Annotated in this window: 19 protein-coding genes; 8 read left to right on the top strand and 11 right to left on the bottom strand. The window is 58.7% G+C overall.

Annotated elements, in window-relative coordinates; all coding sequences use genetic code 11:
- Positions 1-448 precede the first annotated feature (448 nt).
- From WBG04_RS11755 to WBG04_RS11715, 9 genes are read right to left on the bottom strand one after another with little or no spacing between them, the layout of a single operon-like run.
- The gene (locus WBG04_RS11755) at positions 449-1,993 is read right to left on the bottom strand and encodes a 2Fe-2S iron-sulfur cluster-binding protein (protein WP_424314622.1); all 1,545 of its coding nucleotides are present in this window, start codon (positions 1,991-1,993) and stop codon (positions 449-451) included.
- 26 nt (positions 1,994-2,019) lie between these two features.
- On the bottom strand, positions 2,020-4,392 hold the full coding sequence (locus WBG04_RS11750) for an NAD(P)H-dependent oxidoreductase subunit E (RefSeq protein WP_424314621.1): 2,373 nt from the start codon (positions 4,390-4,392) through the stop codon (positions 2,020-2,022).
- The gene (locus WBG04_RS11745; RefSeq protein WP_424314620.1) at positions 4,382-6,127 is read right to left on the bottom strand and encodes a PQQ-binding-like beta-propeller repeat protein; all 1,746 of its coding nucleotides are present in this window, start codon (positions 6,125-6,127) and stop codon (positions 4,382-4,384) included. Before WBG04_RS11745 ends, WBG04_RS11750 begins: the two co-directional genes overlap by 11 nt.
- Positions 6,128-6,155: 28 nt before the next feature.
- Positions 6,156-7,463, bottom strand: a complete 1,308-nt coding sequence (locus WBG04_RS11740; protein ID WP_424314619.1) for a 4Fe-4S binding protein — start codon at positions 7,461-7,463, stop codon at positions 6,156-6,158.
- Complete coding sequence (locus tag WBG04_RS11735; protein WP_424314618.1) at positions 7,460-8,029, bottom strand: 4Fe-4S binding protein; 570 nt, start codon at positions 8,027-8,029, stop codon at positions 7,460-7,462. The genes WBG04_RS11740 and WBG04_RS11735 overlap by 4 nt, the downstream gene beginning before the upstream one ends.
- The gene (locus WBG04_RS11730) at positions 8,022-9,092 is read right to left on the bottom strand and encodes a hypothetical protein (protein ID WP_424314617.1); all 1,071 of its coding nucleotides are present in this window, start codon (positions 9,090-9,092) and stop codon (positions 8,022-8,024) included. The genes WBG04_RS11735 and WBG04_RS11730 overlap by 8 nt, the downstream gene beginning before the upstream one ends.
- Entirely contained in the window at positions 9,082-9,270 is a 189-nt protein-coding gene (locus WBG04_RS11725) for a hypothetical protein (RefSeq protein ID WP_424314616.1), read from the bottom strand. Before WBG04_RS11725 ends, WBG04_RS11730 begins: the two co-directional genes overlap by 11 nt.
- Before the next feature lie 17 nt (positions 9,271-9,287).
- Positions 9,288-10,382 carry a PQQ-binding-like beta-propeller repeat protein gene (locus WBG04_RS11720; protein WP_424314615.1) on the bottom strand — a complete coding sequence of 365 codons (1,095 nt, stop codon included), beginning with the start codon at positions 10,380-10,382 and terminating at the stop codon, positions 9,288-9,290.
- Positions 10,383-10,397: 15 nt separating this feature from the next.
- On the bottom strand, positions 10,398-10,694 hold the full coding sequence (locus WBG04_RS11715; RefSeq protein WP_424314614.1) for a hypothetical protein: 297 nt from the start codon (positions 10,692-10,694) through the stop codon (positions 10,398-10,400).
- A gap of 548 nt (positions 10,695-11,242) precedes the next feature.
- On the opposite strand from WBG04_RS11715, the gene WBG04_RS11710 reads away from it, so the two are divergent.
- The 4 genes from WBG04_RS11710 to WBG04_RS11695 all read left to right on the top strand — a co-directional run bounded on the left by WBG04_RS11710 (position 11,243) and on the right by WBG04_RS11695 (position 14,752).
- Positions 11,243-11,485 carry a GIY-YIG nuclease family protein gene (locus WBG04_RS11710; RefSeq protein ID WP_424314613.1) on the top strand — a complete coding sequence of 81 codons (243 nt, stop codon included), beginning with the start codon at positions 11,243-11,245 and terminating at the stop codon, positions 11,483-11,485.
- Between the two features lie 287 nt (positions 11,486-11,772).
- Positions 11,773-12,744: a Gfo/Idh/MocA family protein gene (locus WBG04_RS11705; RefSeq protein ID WP_424314612.1), complete on the top strand. Its 972-nt coding sequence runs from the start codon at positions 11,773-11,775 to the stop codon at positions 12,742-12,744.
- A complete protein-coding gene (locus WBG04_RS11700; protein WP_424314611.1) occupies positions 12,741-13,526 on the top strand; it encodes a sugar phosphate isomerase/epimerase family protein in 786 nt (261 codons plus the stop codon). The genes WBG04_RS11705 and WBG04_RS11700 overlap by 4 nt, the downstream gene beginning before the upstream one ends.
- Positions 13,523-14,752 carry a nucleoside permease gene (locus tag WBG04_RS11695; RefSeq protein WP_424314610.1) on the top strand — a complete coding sequence of 410 codons (1,230 nt, stop codon included), beginning with the start codon at positions 13,523-13,525 and terminating at the stop codon, positions 14,750-14,752. The genes WBG04_RS11700 and WBG04_RS11695 overlap by 4 nt, the downstream gene beginning before the upstream one ends.
- A gap of 18 nt (positions 14,753-14,770) precedes the next feature.
- On the opposite strand, the gene WBG04_RS11690 is transcribed toward WBG04_RS11695, so the two are convergent.
- Complete coding sequence (locus tag WBG04_RS11690; protein ID WP_424314609.1) at positions 14,771-15,688, bottom strand: DMT family transporter; 918 nt, start codon at positions 15,686-15,688, stop codon at positions 14,771-14,773.
- Positions 15,689-15,841: 153 nt separating this feature from the next.
- Here WBG04_RS11690 and WBG04_RS11685 point away from each other — a divergent pair, with 153 nt between their 5' ends.
- A complete protein-coding gene (locus WBG04_RS11685) occupies positions 15,842-16,168 on the top strand; it encodes a putative signal transducing protein (RefSeq protein ID WP_424314608.1) in 327 nt (108 codons plus the stop codon).
- A complete protein-coding gene (locus WBG04_RS11680; RefSeq protein WP_424314607.1) occupies positions 16,165-17,118 on the top strand; it encodes an endonuclease/exonuclease/phosphatase family protein in 954 nt (317 codons plus the stop codon). The genes WBG04_RS11685 and WBG04_RS11680 overlap by 4 nt, the downstream gene beginning before the upstream one ends.
- Before the next feature lie 28 nt (positions 17,119-17,146).
- Here WBG04_RS11680 and lipA read toward each other — a convergent pair whose 3' ends face one another.
- On the bottom strand, positions 17,147-18,160 hold the full coding sequence (gene lipA, locus WBG04_RS11675; protein ID WP_424314606.1) for a lipoyl synthase: 1,014 nt from the start codon (positions 18,158-18,160) through the stop codon (positions 17,147-17,149).
- 1,660 nt (positions 18,161-19,820) lie between these two features.
- On the opposite strand from lipA, the gene WBG04_RS11670 reads away from it, so the two are divergent.
- Positions 19,821-19,946: a hypothetical protein gene (locus WBG04_RS11670; RefSeq protein WP_424314605.1), complete on the top strand. Its 126-nt coding sequence runs from the start codon at positions 19,821-19,823 to the stop codon at positions 19,944-19,946.
- Positions 19,947-20,086: 140 nt separating this feature from the next.
- A complete protein-coding gene (locus WBG04_RS11665; RefSeq protein WP_424314604.1) occupies positions 20,087-20,821 on the top strand; it encodes an LssY C-terminal domain-containing protein in 735 nt (244 codons plus the stop codon).
- Positions 20,822-21,124 lie beyond the last annotated feature (303 nt).

Below are 21,124 nucleotides of genomic sequence, written 5' to 3'. Positions count from 1 at the left end.
GCGAAGACGGACGACCGGGTAAACCCCGGCGAAGCGCAGCGAAGACGAGCAGGCCAGTTCTGGGGTGTTGCATATCGAAGAGGATGCTTTGTGAGGAACTTAGGGTCCCGGGATCTATATCAAAGATTGGGTGAATAAAACAGCCCAGCTCATCGCCTTGAACTCACGGTTCACAACTCCAGACGCGAGGATCAAACTCACAAACCTCTACCCCCCAATCGAGCCCGGTTAGCCCACTAGTGTAGTCCGCCCAACAGAATGGGCGTTAAGCGATGCGGAATTTCTGCCAAGTTCAAGGCGCGAGGAGGGAGCGAATCGAGATTCGTGACCGACGAGCAACGCCGAAATTGGGAAAAAGACCGCGTCGCCTCGAAGGCGATCCGCGAAGCGGCACTTTTTTCAGCATTCTTCAAAAAAACATAATGTCCAGGCTGTTGGGCGGCCTACACTAGCTCCGTTTGAAACTCGGGTCCTTGAGCGACAAGGCGCCGACCGGGCAGGCCGTCACCGCAGCCTCGGCAGCAACTAACAACCCCTCCTCCATCGTGCCATCCAAGGGCACCCCGAGATGAACATCGAAACCGCGACCAATGAAAGTCAGGCCAAGCTTCTCCTGATGGTCGGAAGCGACTTTGATGCAGTTTCCACAACGAATGCATTTGCCCGGTTCGAAGTTGACCAGTGGATGCCCGACTTCGCGCTTGAAGGCAGCCTTTCCTCCGCCGCTGAAACGGTTGAGATTGATCTGATACTCCATCGCCAGATCCCGTAGTTTACAGGTCTCGATCTTCGGACAGTTGCACTGCACGCAGCGATGCGACTCCTCGATCATCCGATCAATCTCCTCCGCAGACCGATCATCTTCCTCCAGCTCTCGGCCGTGCGGATTGGACTCCTGCATGATCGCCCCCATCTCGGCCTCATCGAGTTTGCCGATGAAACAACTGAATGGCTTGGCAGGGCGACGAATCTCTCGCCCATCAAGATACAGCTCCACACAGGCCGCCACCTCCTTGCCATCGGCTACTGACGCAACCGGCTTGCTCCCCGGACGAAACGCTGAGCCGATCGCAAACACGCCATCGATGCCGGTCATCATCGAGTCCTTGTCCACCTTCACCCGTGCACCCGCCATCTCCAGACCCAGCTCACCTGCCGCCCCGCCCGCAGCCATGACCACTGCCGAAAAGCTCTCTCGCAGCTCGACGAGATCCTCGATCCGTGATGCCGGGAAAAACTCAACACCCGCCTTCTCCAGGCCCGCCAACTCTGCTTCAAGAATCGCCGGATCGAGATCGGCAAACCCTGCCCGAATCGTCGGTGCCATTTCATCGACAGACTCGAACACACTGCAAGGAAAGCCTTTCTGACGAAGAAACCACGCCGCACTCAGGCCGCTGAAACCCGAGCCCACGACCGCCACCTTCTCGTTCCGCTCCGCCCGTAGAACTGGCGTGCGAGCTTCTCCTTCCTTTTCCAAAGAGTGCAGCACCAAGGAGGCGATCGCCACGGCTTCGTCATGCGCGCCACGACGGCAGCCCGACTCACATGGCCGGTGGCAAACGCGACACAAGACATTCGCCAACGCCAGGTCATGACGGATCGTCCCTGCCGCCAATCCGAGCTCTCCTTCCCTCACATGCTTCAGCACCGTGGGAATGCTCAAGTGCGCCGGACAAATCCGCTGACAGGGTGAAAGGCAGTCGCCGAGGTGATCACTGAAGAGCAACTCCAGCGCCATGCGGCGGGCAGCGCGCACTTCATCGCTCGCCGTCTCCACCGACATCCCCTCGACCGCACGCGAGCCGCAGGCGGGAATGAACTGACCGTTGTGACTCGTCCTCACCGCGCAGATCATGCACGAAGCTCCTGATTCGAAGCCCTTCATGTGACACAGCGTCGGAATCTCGACACCGATTCGCTGCGCCGCCTCAAGCACGGTTTCTCCGTCCCCAGCTTCAACGGAAATGCCATCGATGATGATATTCGGCATGATAATTTCTATTTAAAGTTAATCGTCTATCTAACAAGGACCGCGTCCTCCGGGCAAACCACCCGGCAAGTATCGCAGCGAGTGCACAAGCTGCTATCGATCACGTGGCGCTGATAGGGTGCCATCGGTATCGCATCCGCCGGACAATGCTGCGCACACACCGTGCACCCGACACACTGATCGGTGATCGAGTATTCGATCAGTTCACGGCACGCCCCGGCCGGGCATTCGCCGCGCAGGTGGGCCTCGAATTCACTACGGAAAAAGCGCAGGGCGGAAAGCACCGGATTCGGCGCGGTTTTTCCAAGACCGCAGAGACTGGCCTTGCCGACCATGCCCGCCAATTCCTCAAGTTGATCGATATCGCCCTTCCTCCCCTTCCCGGCACGCAGCCGGTCGAGGATATCGAGCATCCGCCGTGTTCCGACGCGGCAAAACGTGCATTTCCCACAAGACTCGCATTGGCAGAAATCGAGAAAGTAACGCGCCATCTGCACCATGCAATCGGACTGATCCAGCACGATCAAACCACCCGATCCCATGATCGCTCCCACTTCGGCAAGCGACTCGTAATCGATCGGCGTGTCAGCCAGCGATTCCGGCACGCAGCCACCCGATGGCCCGCCGACGAGCACCGCCTTGAACGGCTGACCCGATGGCGTCCCGCCACCGATTTCCTCGACCACCTGACGGATCGTCACACCCATCGGCACCTCGATCAGGCCGCCGCGCTTCACTTTTCCCGCCAGCGCGAAAACCTTCGTCCCCTTGCTCCCCTCACTTCCGACCTCCGCGAAAGCCGCGCCGCCGTGACGAATGATCCAGGGCACGTTGGCATAAGTCTCGACATTGTTGATCAGCGTCGGCTTGCCACGATAACCTGACTCCGCTGGATAAGGCGGTTTCAATCGAGGAATCCCGCGCCGACCTTCCATCGATTCCAGCATCGCGGTCTCCTCGCCGCAGACGAAGGCACCCGCGCCTTCGAACACCTCGAGATCAAGGGAGACATCGCTGCCCATCACACTCTCGCCTAACACCCCGCGCTCGCGGCAGATGGCGAGTGCCTCCTTCAGCCGCGCGACCGCCGAAGGATACTCGGCTCTCACATAGAAGAACCCCTTACCCGCTCCCACCGCACGCGCGGCGATCGCCATCCCCTCGATGACTCGGAAAGGAAAAGACTCCATCAGCATCCGATCCATGAAAGCCCCCGGATCACCTTCGTCGCCGTTGCAAATTACATAGCGTTCGTCCGACGGAGTCGCCGCGACCACCCGCCACTTCCGAGCCGTTGGAAAGCCCGCCCCGCCCCGTCCTCGCAAGCCACTGGCTTCGACTTGATCAAGGATCTCCTCAGACTTCCGCCCCCTCACACAAGCCATCAGCGCGGCGAAGCCGTCATGCGCCATGTAGTCGTCGAGATCCAGTGGATCGAGCTTGCCGAAGTGCTCGGTCGCAATGTGCCGCTGCGGACCAAAGAAGGCCGCCACGGGCTTGCTGGGAGCCTCCAGGGTTTGCAGGTCGATCTCTGGCCGACTTTCACCACTGAGCCAGTCGATCGCCCGCGAAGCCCCACGACGCACCCACGGCATCAGCCCATCCGCCTTGAAATGATCCTCTAACAGGCGTCCAACACTTCCCGCCTCCACGCCTGAGTATTGCAGCGGACTTGCGCCATATACCGCCACTTCAACCAACGGACTGCGATCGCACATCACCACGCAGCCCACTTGTTTGATCTTCGCCCTCAACTCCCCGCGCGCCACCGCCTCTTTCAAAGCATCGTGAGTCTTGCCGCAACCGCGTGCCACGCAACAGGAATCCAGACAGATCCGCACCTCGCCAAGCGGTTCCTTCATCGTCCTGCGTCCGGCTTTCGAAGCACGCCGCTTCGGACCCGAGCGCTTGAGAAAGCTTTCTAACAAATCCGGCGCCGTCTCGCGGCTCAAATGAGCATGACTCTCCCCATCGATCTGCACCACCGGTGCCAGCGTGCAGCAGCCGACGCAGAAAACCTTCTCCAAAGTAAAAACTCCCGCCGCATCCGTATCCGCCCCTTCCACCAACCCGAGATGCTCCACCATCGCCTCATGCACCCGCTCCGCCCCCTGAATGTGGCAGGCCGTTCCATTGCAGACCTTGACGTGATACCGACCCAGCGGCTTGTGGCGAAACTGCGCGTAGAAGGTCGAAACTCCGGTCAAAGAAGCTGCCGAGATCCCGGTCAATTCGCCGACTCGCTGCAGCGCCTCGGGCGGCAGGTAGCGGTAGTGATCCTGCAGGGCTTGAAGAATCGGGATCGCCCGTTCCTCGCCATCACCCAGACGCTCAACCACCGCATCCACGAACGACAAATCGAGTTCGGGACCCTTCACAATCGACGGCTCAGTCTTCATCCGGACCTCCTATTCCATACAGGTTCTCCCGACTCCTCAGGATCAGCCAGGCCGGCGCGAAAACCGGCGAAGCCCCGCAATCCTCACCCAATTCCATCCGCCCCTGCTCAGCAAAACCCTCTCGATCCGCCGTGCCGATGATCATCACCCCTTCGTCGCTCAGAAGATAAAACTTCCCGTCCGCCCTTGTCGGCGAGGCCTGAAACTCCCCCTCGAGATCGTGCTCCCACAAGTGATCGCCTGTTAGGGCATCAAAAGCCTGGAGTTTCCCGAACACGAGCATGTAAACCCGCGCGCCGTCGCAGAGCAGACTGCACATATCAGGAAAATCCTCACCTTCCCGTTTCCAAACAAACGGATCACCGCTCCCCGCCGCCGCGATCTTCGGGTCGATGGCACCAAGACAGGCCCCCTCGCCCACGACGTAGATCAACCCGTTGGCAAAGACCGGCGACGGAGCCACGTCTCCCTTCAAACAATCAACCCGCCAAAGCTCGCTTCCATCTTCCGGATCATAGGCGATCACCCACGGGTCGGAGAGCGTGACAATCTGCGACTGCCCCTCGACATCAATGATGATCGGTGAGGCCCAGGAGTTCGGCACCATCCTTTTCGTCGACCAGACAATGTCACCCGTTGCAGCATGGATCGCGAGCAAGCTCGAAAGACCATCTTTCCCTCTGGATCCCTGATCGAACTGAACGATGACTCGGTTTCGCCACATCGTCAGCGACGTGGCATGGCCATAGACATTGTCGGGTGTCCCAAAATTCCTGACCCAGAGCTTTTTGCCATCGGCTGAGAAGCCAGCGAGATCTCCATTCGCAAAGATCGCAAACACGCGACGCCCATCGGTCACCGGCGTCGAGGCCGCGTAGCCGGTCATGTCCATTACCGAAGGCGGATCCGCCCGACTGCCCTCCGGTGAGGAAACACTCTCCCGCCACTTCAGTTCACCAGTGCTCAGATCGTAGCAGGAAAGCTCGCACGCCTTCACCGTCGCACCGATCAGGAAGATCCTGTCGCTCCAGACCACCGGTGAACCCTCACCGGGTAGCCCGCCCTCAGTCTTCCAGACGATATTCTCACCGGACTCCCCATTCCATGCCGTGGGGATGCCCGTAAACGAACAGATCCCAAGCCCGCCCGGACCACGGAAGCGCCACCAGTTGGAAGCCAGTTCCTCTTCGGTCGGAAACCATGGATCCTCCGTCGGGACCTCGTCATTCGGCACGACTGTTACGCCCTCTGATAGAGAGAGGCGCTCCCAGCGTGGCGATGTTCCTCCAACAAGCACCGCGGCAAACGCAAGCAAGCCCAACAACACCACCGCAAGCGCCCGCCCGGACTTGATCGATTCCTTCCGACGGTCTTCGGCTGTCGCGGTGAGCCTCGGCAAAGGTCGGCCGGCGAAATGATGGGCCAACTGCAGGGATACCACGAAAACCGCGACACCCACCACCAGCACCCACGCACCTCGCCGAGCCACCAGCTCACGGCGGAACAACTCCTCCCGCAGTCGCTGGTCAAGCACCCGGATCTCGTTCCGTAGCTCGTCGTTCTTCGGCTCTTCAATCAGCCGCGCTTTGAGCGCGGCCATTTCCTGCCCTTCGACAACAAGCACTCGTCCGTCGCTTTCGGGCTGCAGCAGACGCGCATGATTGATCAGAAGTAGTCCCCCGAGGGCCAGCGAGAAGCATGCCGCGATCATCGCGATTCGGCGGAAAAGGATCACCGCGGATATCTTCCGCTCTTTCGACGACTCACTCACTCGTCCCTCCTTCCGGCAAGGCGACCGGTATTCCAAGCCGCTGAAGTTCATAAGGGCAGGAAGAAAAGCAACGGGCGCACGACACGCAGCGTCCCCGGTCCGTAACGTAGTCGGGCGACGATTCAGGAAAAAGGGCTCGAGCTGTCTTGATCAACGCGACAGCACCAAACAGCGCGCCGATCACCCATCCCAAACGCATCGCTCGCTGCTCGACCTCGGCCGCACGCGCGAAGGCCGCTGCCCGGTCACCATCGTTCTGATAGAAAGCCACCAGTTCGTCCGGTCGCGTGCCGCCGTCCCCCACATCCGCTTCCAACAGCATCGCCAACTCACCCGCCGGATGCCAGGCCACTGAGGCGATCCCGGCACGACTCCCCAGCCAACCGAAGGCAAGCATTGCCAGCGGCAGCCCGATCAAAAGCAGCGAGATCCGCTTCCGCCCCGCCCGCACCGGCTCCGCCGAAACACCCGCCGGCAGTCCCTTGTCGATGGCTCCATAAGGACAGGCGTCCTCGCACAACCGGCAGCGCGAGCACTCTGTCGGCGTCACTTCCGGACGCCATTTCGCCACCCGGCTGCAGGCGCCTAACAGCGCCCCATAGGGACAGAGATACCGGCAGTAGGGCCGCCCAACGAACATCGAAAGCACCAGCATCCCCGCCCCGATCAGCAGCATGATACGGCTACCGCTCATGCGAAAGATCCCGACGAAAGGATCGAACTTACAGATCAGGAACAAGCCACCCGTCGCTGCGAAAAGTACCGCCAGCGAGAGATAGAGCCATGGTCCGAGCCGCAGCGCTTCATCCAGAAACCTCGGCACCTTGATCGCCTTCAACAGCACCAGATCCTGAAGCGCTCCATGCGGGCAGACACCACCGCAGAAACCCCGCCCCCAGATCAAAGCGAAGATCAAGGGCAGGGCAAAGAACCCGATCACCGCAAGCGGCACTCCATAACCCGGGTCCGCCACCCCCAAAGCCACGTTTTGCACCGAGCCGATCGCACAGACACAGCCCTGCCGCCAGAAACCAAAGTAGAGCAACGAAGCAATCGACAGCCCGACCAAGGCAAGCCGCGAACGGAGTTTCAGACTGATCCATGAGGCCAGCCCAAGTCCGATCACCAGCAGCGCGACATCCACCCAAGCCAGGGTCCGGGGAGACACCGGCGGCACCAGCGTTTCCGGCAGCACATGCCCGTTGGTGAACTCCGGTGGAGGAAAACGTTGCTCAGCCGCCACGGCAATCCCCACCAGGGCAAGCGTCAGCAACAGACCGATGAAAGCTCGCTGCCTCACCCGACGTCCCCCTTTCCTCGCAGCAGGTAGGGCTTGGTTTTCGGCACCTTGCGGAATGCCTGGGACGGACAAGCGCTCGCAATCGCGCAGACGTTGCAATTGATGCACAGGTCGTGCTTCACCTGAAGATACAGCGACCCGTTGCCGAACATGTTGCAGCCCTTGACGCACTTCCCGCAGCCGACGCAAAGATCCTCCAAAATACTATACTCATAGTAGGGATCCTCAACGAACTCCCTCTCGATCGCCCCGGTCGGACAAAGTTGGTTCTCCGCCCCTTCATCGAGCGAAACCGGATTCGGGTCGAAGTAGCCGGTGCAAAGCTCGCAGTAACCGCACATTCCGTGCGAATGAACCACCTTCACCGCCGATACGCTCAGCACACACTCCGTCGTGCAGAGTCCGCATTGGATGCACTTCTCCGGATCAATCTGCCACACCTCGTCATCATGACTTTCCCGTCCTCCCAGGAACCCCGCCGCAGCCCCCAAGCCCAGCAGACCCACTCCGCGAGCCCCGCCAGACAGCAGTTCCCGGCGCGAGAGTCTCTTGCCTTCCTCACTCATCACTCCCCTCCTTTCTCACCATCACCCGCAGCTCCTGGGCGATCGCGTCCAGGATCAGGATTCTCCCTGCAGGATCGATCACCGCCTGAATGCCAGCGCCGGCGGCTTTTCGAGCACCGGCATTCACCACTGACAAATACTCCGGAAAATCCTCCGGGCCCGCGACCATACCGGTGAAGACGCCATGCCCATCGTAGAGTTTCACTCGCGGCAATCCCTTTTCACAGGTCACGTAGCTGCCATCGGGGAAGATGTCGAAACTCACCGGATTGCAGCAGCCGCAGAACGCCTCGATGGCGAATGACGCCCGTCCCCAGGCCAATTCGAGCCTGCCATCGGGCAGATACGTTTCGATCCGATGGGCTCCCGGATTGGTCACCCGCAACAAACCATCATCTCCCATCTTGAGACAAAAGTACGGGCTCGGAACCTTGAACCCGACACCTTCCAAGTCTCCGGATCGACCATCGATGATGCCGATGGACTCGCCCGCCCCATTCAGCTTCCTAACAACCCGATTCGCCGCGTCCGCCACGTGAATCCCCGACTCCGAGACATCGATCGAAGTCGGCAGCATGTCTTCGGGAAAATCATCCCAGATCTCCAGTTCGCGACCGTCGGGATCAAGGACGAGGATTCGCCCCTTCTGTCCCACCAGCATTCTCTCAGAACCCTTGACCGCAAGGGATTGAACCGGACGATCCAGACGAATCGACGCGAGCTCACGACCTTCGCCATTGACCACCTGAATCCCCTCATCGCCGCCAAGATAGAGCAAACCGTCTTCACCCACGGCAAGGCAGCGTGCCGACTCGATTCCGACTCGATAACGAATCACCTCATCGTATCGCTTCAAGGCCGGATCGCTGGTCTGAAAGCGGGAGACATCGTAGCTGAATTCCGCACCCAGCTTCGGCTTCGTCGCTCGGGAAATCTCTCCGGACCGATTCAGCGCGTATCCCGCCAAGCCCCCCAGCCCGACCACTCCACTGCTCCATGCTGCCGAACGCAAAAACGCTCTTCGACCCAGTGATGGATCCGAATCTCCCGGCTCATTCTTCATCACTCACCGCCTTTCCTTCTTGATGCCGCGCCACAGGCAAATCACAGCCGTCCCGTAGCGGACAATCCTGACAGGGATTCGTCCGTTCACAGCTCTCCCCGCGACCCCCGAGCATCACACCCAGGACCCCCAGCCCCGCCAGGCCGCCGATACGGAGCAGCAGCTCGCGACGCTTCATGAATTTCGGTGCTTCCTTCATTTTGCTTCAAGGTCGATACAGACCATTTTGGTGAGATCACGGGCGATCAGCCGCCCGCCCGCGATGGCCATCGGTCCCCACGAATCGTGCCCTTCCAGAATCGAAGCTTCTTCGACCAACTCGAAGCGATCCGGAATGGCTTCGATCAGACTCAGCCTTCCCTCATCGTTCATGGCCAGAACATAGCCGTCCGCGATCATGAACGGTCCCAAGCCGAAGCGATGATCCAGACCACTGGTCCATTGGATCCCCCCCTGATCATCGAGGCAAACCAGCTCGCCATTCGGCCGCACGCCGTAAAGATGGTCCTCGAACAGAATCGGCGTCTGCTGCGTGGCTCCGAAATGATCCGAGTCGAAGCGCCGAAGCTCTTCACATGTCCATTTCCCGCCCTCTTCCCGGATCTGCATCAGCAGGCTTCCCGCATTGTAACCTCCGCTGAAGAACAGGCGATCATCCGGCAGGCCCACCGGGGAGGAAACGGTCGCAAGACTGATTTTCCAAGAATCACTCTGCCAGAGGATCTCACCCGTATCCGCCGCCACCCCGGCCACTCCACGATGGCCGCAATAAACGTAGGTCTTCCTTCCGCAAAGCGTCACCGGAACGATCGAGACATGGGTCATCTCCCAGCCCATCGGATTCGGTGTGGTCCAAACGGTTTCTCCGCTCTGGAGATCCACCGCCATCATCAGCAGCTCATCGCCAGCTGGCGCGAGGATCACCCGACCTTCATCGATCAGTGGACACTGCCCTGCATACCACGGCGGCACCTTGCTTCCCAATTCCCTCACCAGATCGATTCCCCACTGGAATTCGCCGGACTGCGCATCGAGACAAGTCACGTGGCACTTCGGTCCCATCGCCACTACCCGGCCGTCGGCGACGGCAGGCACCGTCCGTGACATCCCGTGGTTGCGCTTGACCTCCAAAGGATAGGAAAGGCGCCAAAGTTCCTCGCCGCTCGCGAGGGAGAGACAGCGCATGACATCCGCACGTGCGTCGTGATCATAGTCCATCAGGTAGACCCGGCCGTTCTCAATCGCCGCTCCGGCATAGCCCTCGCCGACCTCCACCGACCATAGTTGCACCGGTTCTCCTTCAGCTCACACGTCGCTGAGCATCGTTCCGTCATCGGATACCCCATCGCGAAGAGCACCGCGAAAGCCCGGCCAACTTCCAGGCAACTCCTCGTCGAGTTCCGCGAGCGACTCAAGCTTCGTCCGATCCAGCGGCGCCATCGCCTTGCCAGACCCGCCACTTGCCGCGGCATCCACCGGCACACGCAACGGCGCACTCTCCTCAGGCAAGCTCGCCCGCCCCACATACATCAGCGCCCCCAAGGCAAGTGCTCCCATGCCAGCAGGAGCCAGCCGTGACAGAACAAATTGCTTTCCATTCATGGCGTCAACCAGTCGTCGGCATCTCACCCCGACCAGCCCTCGATTCAGGACACCGGCAAAAATCGCCAAGGTCCCACTGCTCAAGCTACCCCGCCCCCGATCGAGGCACACCGCAACACTTACGATTTCCCAATACTTTCCTGCCATTCCAACTCCAACCTCTTGGGGCCTGCAAAGTTCCCCGGTTCTGAGACCTGATGGATTTGGAGGATTGAGCCCGGGACAGCCGAACCGAGACGATGAAAACGAACCCAATTCCACGCCACCGAATTCGATGCCCCACGGCAGCCTGACTCGCACCAAGGGCGATCCCGCCATCAGGGGAGCACGCGAGCCTGAGCTTCCGAGCGAGACCGACGACCGACGAGGTCCGGCCACTCCGGCGAAGGCCGGACGGGCAGAAATCAGGAAAAAGGCCCGCGTCTTCCCTTTCGCCGATCAGGGATCGCACGCCTTCTTCCTCACCATATTCTTTTCCGAGTGCACTCTAACTTTGCAAACGCTGCATAAGGCCTCGGCAGGCCATCCTCAAAAGAGTCGGAAGCGGAATGTTCTCCACCTCCATCCTCGGAAGTCTCCATCAGCACGACCGCCACTCCACCGGTCACACGGCCAAGCTCAAGGTTCGCCTCTCCGTGCACCATCGTGGGAAGTATCCTCACATGGTCAAACACGTCACTTGGAAGATCCGCGGCTACTTCACATTCGAGACTGAAGCGCTTGCCAGAAGATTTAAGAACTATCTCAAAAGCGGATCCGGCCGTGCCTTCGCAATGAATGGCCTCTGGTAGGCGTCAACTGGCGAGCCAGCGGCTCGACGAGAGAAATCCTCTCGAGAGCCAATGCTGGGACAGCGACCGAGCTTTGCGAAGTCTGCCCGCCAAAATCCCAAAAAGGAAAAGATTTGCACTCGTATGTTCCTAACACCATCCCACAAGCTAAGCCCAGCAAGGACTGCTCCTCCTCTTTTCAATAGAGCTCCAACCATGTCCGCCTACCAATTCACCAACTTGCCAAGGGCAAACCCGCTGGTTAAGAACCTTTCTCGCCCCGCTTCAAACCTCAGGGGACTCAAGTCATGAACATTGGAATCATAGGATTGGGCTTCATGGGAGGGATGCACCTGAACGCCTGGCAAGAACTGGAGGGCGCCCGCGTTACCGCCGTGTGCACCCGGTCTCCGGTTTCCGGCAAAGCCAGACAGGGAAACATTGCAGGCAAATCCGATGAACTCGATTTGACCGGGATTGCCATTTACTCCGACCTTGCGGAAATGTTGCTGAAGGCTGAGCTCGATGCCGTATCAATTACCCTTCCCACACAACTTCACAAAGCAGTCACCATTCAATGCCTTCAGGCGGGCCTGCATGTTCTATGCGAAAAGCCAATGGCCCTCAATGTCGCCGACTGCGAACTCATGATCGACGCCGCCAATCAAGCGGGCAAAGAACTCATGATCGCGCATTGCATCCGCTTCTGGCCGGAATACGTGTGGCTGAAAAAGACGGTGGAGGCGCAAACCTACGGCACCATCCGGGTTGCCGACTTTGAACGCCTCACCAGTGCGCCAGCATGGAGCGAAGGTTCATGGCTCGCCGATTCCTCAAAGAGCGGCGGAATCACCCTCGATCTGCACATCCACGATCTCGATTTCATCCAGCATCTTCTCGGCCTGCCCCGGGCAACCCTGTCGAAGCACATCCGTCTCGATGGCGGCGAAATCGCCCACACCCGAACGATTCTCGACTACGGTCCTGACTTATTGGTCAGCGCCACGGCCAGTTGGCTCATGCCCGAATCCTTCGGCTTCAAAATGGGCTACCAGATCGTGTTTGAAAACGCAGCCGCGGTCTTCGACGGACAGCAACTCAAGGTTTTTCCCGCTGAGGGCGAGACCTTCGAGCCTGACCTGCCTTCCGACATTGCCTACCACGAAGAAGTTCGCCACTTTTCTGAATGCATCCAAAAGAAGGAGGAACCAAGACGGATCACTCCCGTTCAAGCCGCCGAGTCAGTCCGGCTGGCATTGCAAACCCTTGAATCGATATGAATCTCAATCTCTGCACCTGGTCGCTGCTAAATGACCCGAGTCGCATCAGCAAAGTCATGCACCAAGCCACGCTGAACGGCTTGCATCTTGAGGCCTCCGCTGTGGAGATCCTCAAGCCTCTCATCGAGGAAAACGGATGGCAGGTCAGCGCCACAATGGTGGCATTTCCGCAGGAGGACTACTCGACACTCGAAACCATCAAAGCAAGCGGTGGCATTGTGCCGGACGCCTCGTGGCCCGAAAATCGGAAACTCGCCCTGCAAGCGATTCAGACGACCGCCTCAATGAAGGTCGCCTACCTTTCGACCCACGTCGGAGCCTTCGATCCTGGCAATGAAGCCGCATACCAGAGGTTTAGCTCCCGCCTGCGGGAATTGGCCGACGCCGCTGCCGAAGCGGATGTCATGCTTCTCTTGGAAACCGGCCAAGAAACCGCCATCGAACTGAAATCCTTGCTGTTAGAACTGAATCATCCTGCGCTCGGCATCAACTTCGATCCCGCCAATATGATTCTTTATGGCAAGGGAGATCCGATCGAAGCGATTCGGCTTCTGGCCCCATGGATCAGGCATGTCCACATCAAGGACGCCATCGCCTCCCCTGTCGCCGGCGAATGGGGACAGGAAGTGCCGTGGGGCGACGGAGAAGTTGATACCGAACAATTTTTCAAAACTCTGGAGGATGTCGACTTCGAAGGAGCCTTCGCCATCGAACGCGAAGCTGGCGAGAGCCGCGAAGAGGATATCTCTCGGGCAGCTGAACGAATTAGGCTGAAAATATGAATACACCAAAAATCCCAAGCTCGGTGAGATCGCGGCTTTCCGTGATGATGTTCTTCCAGTTCTTCATCTGGGGAGCATGGTTCGTCACCCTCGGCACCTACCTCTCCCAAGGACTGTCCTTTGAACCCAGTCAGATCGGACGCGCCTACAGCACCATGCCCTGGGGAGCGGTCGTCTCTCCATTCATCGCGGGCATGATCGCGGATCGATTTTTCGCCGCCCAGAAGGTGATGGCTTTCATGCATCTGTGCGGCGGCATCATTCTATTCTACGCCAGCACGATCACCGACTCGGCCCCTCTCTTTTGGATCCTTCTGCTCTACGCGGTTTGCTACAATCCGACACTGAGCCTCTCGAACGCCATCGCCTTCAACCAGATGTCCGATCCAGAGAAGCAGTTCCCCGCCATCCGCGTCTTTGGAACGATCGGTTGGATCGTCGCGGGACTCTTGATTGGCGCTCTCGAAATTGAAGCCGAGCGCATGCCGATCCTCATTGCAGGTGGCGCCTCCATCCTGCTGGGAGTTTTCTCTGTTTTCCTTCCGGACACTCCTCCCAAGTCCCTTGGCCACAAGGTCACCGTCAGCGATGTGCTGGGGCTGCCGACCCTGAAACTCATGAAACAGCGCTCCTTCGCCGTTTTCATCATCGGATCACTGCTCATCTGCATCCCCTTGGGCTTCTACTACAACTTCGCCAACATGTTCCTCAATGATGTCGGCGTGAGCAATGCAGCCGGCAAGATGACCATGGGTCAGATGTCCGAGTTGCTGTTCATGATCTTCATGCCCTTTTTCTTCGCCAGACTGGGTGTGAAAAAGATGCTTCTGATCGGGATGCTGGCATGGGTCGTCCGTTACCTGCTCTTCGCCTTCGGCAGTCCGGACTCGCTTGTCTGGATGTTCTACATCGGAATCCTCCTCCACGGCATTTGCTACGACTTCTTTTTTGTCACAGGTCAAATCTACGTTAACAGTGCCGCTCCGAGAGCCATTCAGGCGCAGGCCCAAGGCTTCATTGCCTTCATTACCTACGGCGTCGGTATGGTGATCGGTGCCAACCTTTCGGGCGAAGTCGTTCAGCATTTCACAACTTCGATCCAGAACGGATCGATCATCGAGCAGGTCATTCAATGGCAGCAGATCTGGTTGATACCAGCCGCGATCTCCGGAGCGGTGCTGATCCTGTTCTCGATATTCTTCAAGGAAGACAAGATCGCCGCGTAATCCCCGATCGCTCGTGAATCAACGCCCACGCGACTTCGCCCGCTGCATCATTACCAGCGAAACGACCACCAGCACGGCACCGGAGATCAGCCCCCAGCCGGCCGTCTCCCCTTCCAGAAAAATCAATGACTCGGTCATGCCACACAGCGGGATCAGGAAACGATAACCGGCGAGCAAGGGGACCGGGTGCTTGGTGGAGAGAAAATTCCACAGGGCAAAGGCAGCGGCAGAAACGATGCAAAGCCAGCAGGTAATCAGGATCACAGGTGGACTCATCAATTCGGCGGCGCGAGGAAAAGACGAGGCGCCGCACAGCAGCAACAAAAGCCCGCCAGTGCTGAGTGAGAAGCCAGTCGCCGCTCGCGCGCCGATTCCCCGCCCCAGCTTGCCGAACTCGATCACACCAACCGCACCAAGACCCGTCGCACCAATCATCAGCAGCGCTCCGAGCAGCGGCCTTCCCGCCCCAGCACCGGGCGCAGCGGTGGCAAGCGTGATGCCAAAACCACCCAGAAGCAGCGCGAACCACTGCGATCGGCTTGGCTTCGGGGCACCGGCAAGCAGCGGCGCGAGCAGCACCCACCAGAAACTCCCGCTGGATGCCAACAAACCCGTCAGGCTGCCGCTGGCCACGGCCACGGCCAGATAGAACAGCAGATACTGACCAAACGTTTGGGTCAGAGAGAGACCCAACAGGCGGCGCTTCGAACTCTGGCGAATCTCCGGCCAGGGATTGCGAGCAATGAGCAGCAACACGATCCCGGCAATGGTAAAACGAACCCCCGCAAACCACCAGTAGTCGGCAAGACCAAGCTCAAGACCGTCGCTCTCCCAGATGCCATAAACCGTCTTCAGCGAAGGAAAGGCGCTCCCCCAGAGCAGCGCACACAGCAACATGCCCGGCAGCACCTTGAACCATCGATGGTCACCCTCCACACGCGGAAGAGTGACGGACCATCGGCCAGCGGAATAGATTTATCTCAACCACAAGATCCCGTGAAGCAGACCTCAACCTTCACTCAAAATTCACCAAACTCTGCTACCAAGCACCGCAGAATTGCCTAGATTCCTCCCAACCCCGAAACATCCATGAAGAAAGTCTACGAAAATCTCGAATACGCCATGGTGGGGCACATGAAGTCCCTACTGGAAAGCAAGGGCATCCGCTGTGAGATCCGCAACGAAGGCGGCGTCAGCGTCGCCGGCGAAGTCCCCTTCACCCAAGTCTATCCTGAATTGTGGGTGCTATCGAATGCCGACGTCCCCGCCGCCAAGAAATTCGTCGACGAGTATCGCGAGACCCTTGGCAGGACACCCGTCGGTGCCCCGTGGAAATGCCCATCCTGCGGCGAAGAGATGGAAGGCCAGTTCGGCGCATGCTGGAACTGTGGCGCGACCGCCCCCGAAATGGCATGAGCAAGGACCCCAAAACGAAATCATGGAAGGGACGCCTGTGCTCACCTCAAGCCTTCGTACGTCTGGCAATACTCGTCGCGATTTGCCCGCTGCTCGGCCTCATGGGACGCTTCCATTGGTTCCTTGATCTCTTCAACCACCTACAAGCGCAGTATTTCGTCGCTCTACTCGTCATCACCATCGTGCTTGCTCTCTGGAAAAAGCCGGGCCACGCGGCCATTGCAGGGCTCGCCCTCATGATTCCAGCCACCCACCTCGCCCCTCTCTACCGCTCATCGGACCTTGCCCCGGAAGGACCATCACTGCGCGTCGCGGCTTACAATGTCCTCAGCCGCAATGACCGCTACAACGACGCAGTCGAGTGGATCCTCGCGGCCAACCCCGACTTCATCTACCTGGCCGAATGCGACCGCCGCTGGGTCAAGGGCCTGGCACCGCTCGGCATGACCTACCCCCATGCCATCGATGAAGTCATTGCCGGAAACTTCGGCTTTGGATTCCGCTCGAAGCATCCGATTCTTTCCCACCGGATTCATGAGCTTGGAGATCTTGAGCTCCCCCTGTTGGAGGCCGTCGTTCGGACACCCAACGGCGACGTAACCGTTTTCGGCTGTCATCCAGTTCCGCCGGTCAACGAGTTCTGGGCAAGCGAACGCAACCTCTACCTCGCCGAACTTCACCGCCTCAGTGCAGCGATCAAAGGACACGCCGTCATTCTTGGCGACCTCAATGCGACCCGCTGGAGTTATCAAATGAAGCCGATCCTCGGCAATTACGAGGACACCCAGCAAGGTCATGGCTACAGCGCCACATGGATGCGCAGCAATTGGCTCGTGACCATTCCCATCGATCACATCCTTGCGAAAGGATTCAAAGGAACCCTTTCCCGACAAAGCGGTCCCGATCTCGGATCCGACCACCGCCCCATCGTCGCAGAACTTGCTTGGTAAGCAACTTCCCCGACTCATCTGCGAACCTTCACGCAATCGAAGTCCGCACGATCTCCTTCGAAGCCGCAGGAATCGGCAGATCCTCAGGCTGAAGGTCCATCCCGGCAACAGGCGTCGCCTTATCGATATCGTCGAGGATGTCGAGCTCCGGGCGGAAATCAGCCGCATGGTAGGAGCTCCTGACAAGCGGTCCACTCGCCACATGACGGAAGCCCTTGTCCAAAGCAATTTGCTTCAGTTCGGCAAACTCGTCAGGGTGAAGGTAGTTCACGACCGGCAAGTGACGCGGTGTCGGGCGCAAGTACTGCCCCATGGTCAGCACGGTCACGTCATGTTCCAACAAATCATCCATCGCCCTCAGCACCTCGTCGTGCTTCTCGCCAAGCCCAAGCATCACCCCGCTCTTGGTGGCGACCTTGCCATTGACCATCGCCTTCGCCTTCTTGAGCACGCTCAGACTGCGGTCATACTTGGCCCTTGATCGAACCAGTGGAGTCAGCCGCTCAACGGTTTCGAGGTTGTGATTGAAGATGTGCGGACGGGCCGCCATCACCATTTCCAGAGCCCAGTCGCGGTCGTTGAAATCAGGCACCAGCACCTCGATCACGATGCCGGGATTCATCGCCCGCACCGCTTCGATGGTCTTCTGAAAGTGTTCAGCCCCCCCGTCGCGCAGGTCATCCCGTGCGACCGCCGTGATCACCACGTGCTTGAGCTTCATCCGGCGGGTCGCCTCCGCCACGCGGTAGGGTTCGTCGTCCTCAAGAGCGTCCGGCTTGGCCGTCTTCACCGCGCAGAATCCGCAGGCCCGGGTGCATTTCTCCCCGGCGATCATGAAGGTCGCCGTGCCCTGCCCCCAGCATTCCCAGCGGTTCGGGCACTGCGCCTCTTCGCAGACGGTCACCAGCTTGAGATCGGTGATCAGCGACTTGGTCGACCAGAAGACCGGATCATTTGGCAGGCGGACCTTGATCCACGAGGGTTTCTTCTCCAGATGAAGGGAGGGATCCATCTTCATCTTTGGTCCGTGGCAGCCGCTCATTTCGGCGGGAAACTAGACCCGGCTCTCCACTGGGGAAAGGGGAAAAATGGAACGCTTCACCCAGATCGATCAAGCTCGAGGGAAAAGCGGTCCAAGATGGATGGGATCCCGCCCTGACGAAGCACCCTCAGAACCCGCCCTTCCTCTCCAATTCTCCCCAACGGAGCGCGTTCATCCTGAACGCTTAGGCCATGGACATCCTGTCCATGCACACCAGCCCTGCGTCCCTATTCATTTGCGGAGCGCGTTCATTCTGAACGCTTAGGCCATGGACATCCTGTCCATCCACGCCAGCCATGCGTCCCTATTCATTTGTGGAGCGTGTTCATCCTGAACGCTTAGGCCACGGACATCCTGTCCATACACACCAGCCCTGCGTCCCTATTCATTTGCGATGACAACCTTGACTGACCCTCTTTCGCAAGCCGCCGTGTCCAGAGAACGGGCACTCACGAACTACGGTATCCCTCGTAATTCGGCCCAATCGGAGCCTCGGATCACCATCGCCCCTCAATTGGCAGGGGCAAGCCCCTCGGGCGTCGAGCGAATCACTTCGCGATTCGCCTCGCGGCCCCCGCAGAGCGGGCCTTCAGAACAATCGACGCCCACGCGAAAAGGCAAGTCATTGATCCTGAGGCTGAAATCGAAACCGCATAAGCAGTCGTAACCGCTCCCGCCCAACCGGCCTGGGCCAGTTCAGCAACCGATAGCATCGGGGTTATCACCCGAAGTTATCTTTGGGGTTCGACCTATCTTCTTGAGCGACCGCGCACTATGGTGACCAATGATCCAAGCCCCAAAAGCAGGGCTGAGGCAGGTTCAGGGATTGGCTGAATGACTATCCCATCGATTCCCAAATATGACTGGCTTGAACCAGATGGAAGCACACTGGTGAATTCCAATGTTTCGGTGTCGGTGGTGGCGGTGAAGCCTGTCAACGAAACAGGTGTCCAGGCTTGCGTCCCCAAACCCGTGAAAGATTCAATAGGACTGAGCTGGCTGGAGCCAGAAAACGTAACGTTCCACTGAGCTGGATCCGTAAATAGTGGCGTTGTCGGAGCTCCGATTGTGGTCAATGCCACCAAGGACTGAAAAAAGGAAATTTGATAGGTCGCCCCGGGAACCAGGTCGGTAGCAGTCTGCCGGAATCCCTCGACTGCGGCGGTGCTTGTCTCGACAATCACAAATGTCCCACCATTGGGAGAGGCCGGAGAGGAATTCGCGTAGATAAATCCCGAATCTGTGATTCCCCCAGGACCGGTGAGATCTGGAGACTCGGTTGCGGCATTCCAAGAAGTCGGCGTTGAGGAAATCCCAGGCGTCCCGTTGAGGTCGCCATTCAGGAGAACGGCTGCGCTTAAAGATGCAGGCACTTAGCCTATGGAGGCCAGAGATCCCAAATGGAGTAAATAGCGATACTGATCTTGTTTCATGGATGATGAATGTTCCTAGGGGGAATTTTTCGTCGAACGCCCGAGGTGTGGCAGCGGCTACTGGGAGCGCGGCCTCGAAACAGGGTTAAAGGTTGTAGTAAAGAAGGTCATGTCGACTCGGAGCGTGTAGCCGCTTGTCCACCACCGCCTTGTTGAACAGAGCCGCTGCGCGGCAATTCCATGTAGAAGGTATTGAAGGGGTGAAGCGAAGTCGTCATGGCTCACTAATGTCTAAAAAAGATAATGCACATAAACGACTCGCTTCAGCTCAGTGGTATCAGGACTTCCACCAATTTGTCCAACTCAAAGACCTGGCCAAGCGCACTCGTCAAACCTACCTCGGCTGGGTCTGATGATTCCTGAATTTCATGGCCATCATCCGACCGATCCAGTCCATTCTGCTCTGATTCTCCCTTAGTTTGATCATGACCCTGTAGTTTTTACGCCAATTACGATCTTGTTAACGAAGCCGCGAAACTTAGGCTCACAACGTATGAAACCCAAAGGGATCAAGGCCCTGCTAAGCGCCGTCGGCCTGCTCCTCGCAGCCTACTTCGTGATCGCCTACATCATCCTACCCGGTACCTGGCGAACCGGGGAAAAAATCAAGCATCATCGGCATCCCGCGCTCTCGAACATACCCAAGGTCACCGAAAACCGACAGGGCATTCCAGGTGGTCCTCTCAACGTCGCCCTAGTTGGAGATGAATCCGCCCTCATTCATGCCATGCTCGCCGCAAGCTGGAAACCCGCTGACCCGATCACTTTTGATAGTAGTATCAAAATCGCGGAGAGTGTGGTTTTCGATCGACCGGACCCGGTCGCGCCCGTCAGCGACCTATTCGTCTTCGGCCGTAAACAGGATCTCGCTTTCGAAAAGGAAATCGGTGAAAGCGCCGACCGCCGCCACCACGTCCGTTGGTGGCGATGCAAGGAGACCGACAAGCTCGGAAACCCTTGCTGGATCGGTGCCGTCAGTCTCGATATCGGCTCCGGCATCAGCCACCGTACCGGCCAGATCACCCACCATGTGGGACCAGATATGGACGCCCAGCGCGATCTGCTCATGGCCGATCTCGAAAAGGCCGGCCAGCTTTCCCGCGAATACCAAATGCCCGGCATGGGACCCACTCAAGATGGCCACAACGCCGGTGGCGACAAGTTCTTCACCGACGGCATGATCGATGTCGGCGTTCTCAAGGCCGCAAAACAAGAGCCTGAGAATTGAGGCGCGTTTCCTGCTTCCGGAGCAAGGCTCGAGAGGGAGCAAGGCTCGAGAGGAAACTTCCCGCCCGCCGATTTAACTCCTGTTACGGCTCCGCCTCAGCGACGAGCGAAGTAACCATCCGAAGGGTGCCTTGGTGAGCCCGACCTTGTCGGTGATTACTTTGCTGTCGAGTTTGAGAGATGCGTGCAAAAAAAGAGCCCGTCATCTCGCGTTGGCGAAATGACGGGCAATAACCTGGCGGCGACCTACTCTCACAGGACCTGTCGTCCCACTACCATCGGCGCAACAGCGTTTCACTTCCGG

It is taken from the genome of Haloferula sp. (assembly GCF_049672945.1).
Taxonomy (GTDB): domain Bacteria; phylum Verrucomicrobiota; class Verrucomicrobiia; order Verrucomicrobiales; family Akkermansiaceae; genus Haloferula.
This window is presented reverse-complemented; position numbering and strand designations above follow the sequence as displayed.

Bases quoted from the DNA above. Each gene is read 5' to 3' on its own strand.
- WBG04_RS11755 (WP_424314622.1), bottom strand. From the start codon at position 1,993: ATGCCGAATATCATCATCGATGGCATTTCCGTTGAAGCTGGGGACGGA.
- WBG04_RS11750 (WP_424314621.1), bottom strand. From the start codon at position 4,392: ATGAAGACTGAGCCGTCGATTGTGAAGGGTCCCGAACTCGATTTGTCG.
- WBG04_RS11735 (WP_424314618.1), bottom strand. From the start codon at position 8,029: ATGAGTGAGGAAGGCAAGAGACTCTCGCGCCGGGAACTGCTGTCTGGC.
- WBG04_RS11730 (WP_424314617.1), bottom strand. From the start codon at position 9,092: ATGAAGAATGAGCCGGGAGATTCGGATCCATCACTGGGTCGAAGAGCG.
- WBG04_RS11725 (WP_424314616.1), bottom strand. From the start codon at position 9,270: ATGAAGCGTCGCGAGCTGCTGCTCCGTATCGGCGGCCTGGCGGGGCTG.
- WBG04_RS11715 (WP_424314614.1), bottom strand. From the start codon at position 10,694: ATGAATGGAAAGCAATTTGTTCTGTCACGGCTGGCTCCTGCTGGCATG.
- WBG04_RS11710 (WP_424314613.1), top strand. From the start codon at position 11,243: ATGTTCTCCACCTCCATCCTCGGAAGTCTCCATCAGCACGACCGCCAC.
- WBG04_RS11705 (WP_424314612.1), top strand. From the start codon at position 11,773: ATGAACATTGGAATCATAGGATTGGGCTTCATGGGAGGGATGCACCTG.
- WBG04_RS11700 (WP_424314611.1), top strand. From the start codon at position 12,741: ATGAATCTCAATCTCTGCACCTGGTCGCTGCTAAATGACCCGAGTCGC.
- WBG04_RS11695 (WP_424314610.1), top strand. From the start codon at position 13,523: ATGAATACACCAAAAATCCCAAGCTCGGTGAGATCGCGGCTTTCCGTG.
- WBG04_RS11685 (WP_424314608.1), top strand. From the start codon at position 15,842: ATGAAGAAAGTCTACGAAAATCTCGAATACGCCATGGTGGGGCACATG.
- WBG04_RS11680 (WP_424314607.1), top strand. From the start codon at position 16,165: ATGAGCAAGGACCCCAAAACGAAATCATGGAAGGGACGCCTGTGCTCA.
- lipA (WP_424314606.1), bottom strand. From the start codon at position 18,160: ATGAGCGGCTGCCACGGACCAAAGATGAAGATGGATCCCTCCCTTCAT.
- WBG04_RS11670 (WP_424314605.1), top strand. From the start codon at position 19,821: ATGTCTAAAAAAGATAATGCACATAAACGACTCGCTTCAGCTCAGTGG.
- WBG04_RS11665 (WP_424314604.1), top strand. From the start codon at position 20,087: ATGAAACCCAAAGGGATCAAGGCCCTGCTAAGCGCCGTCGGCCTGCTC.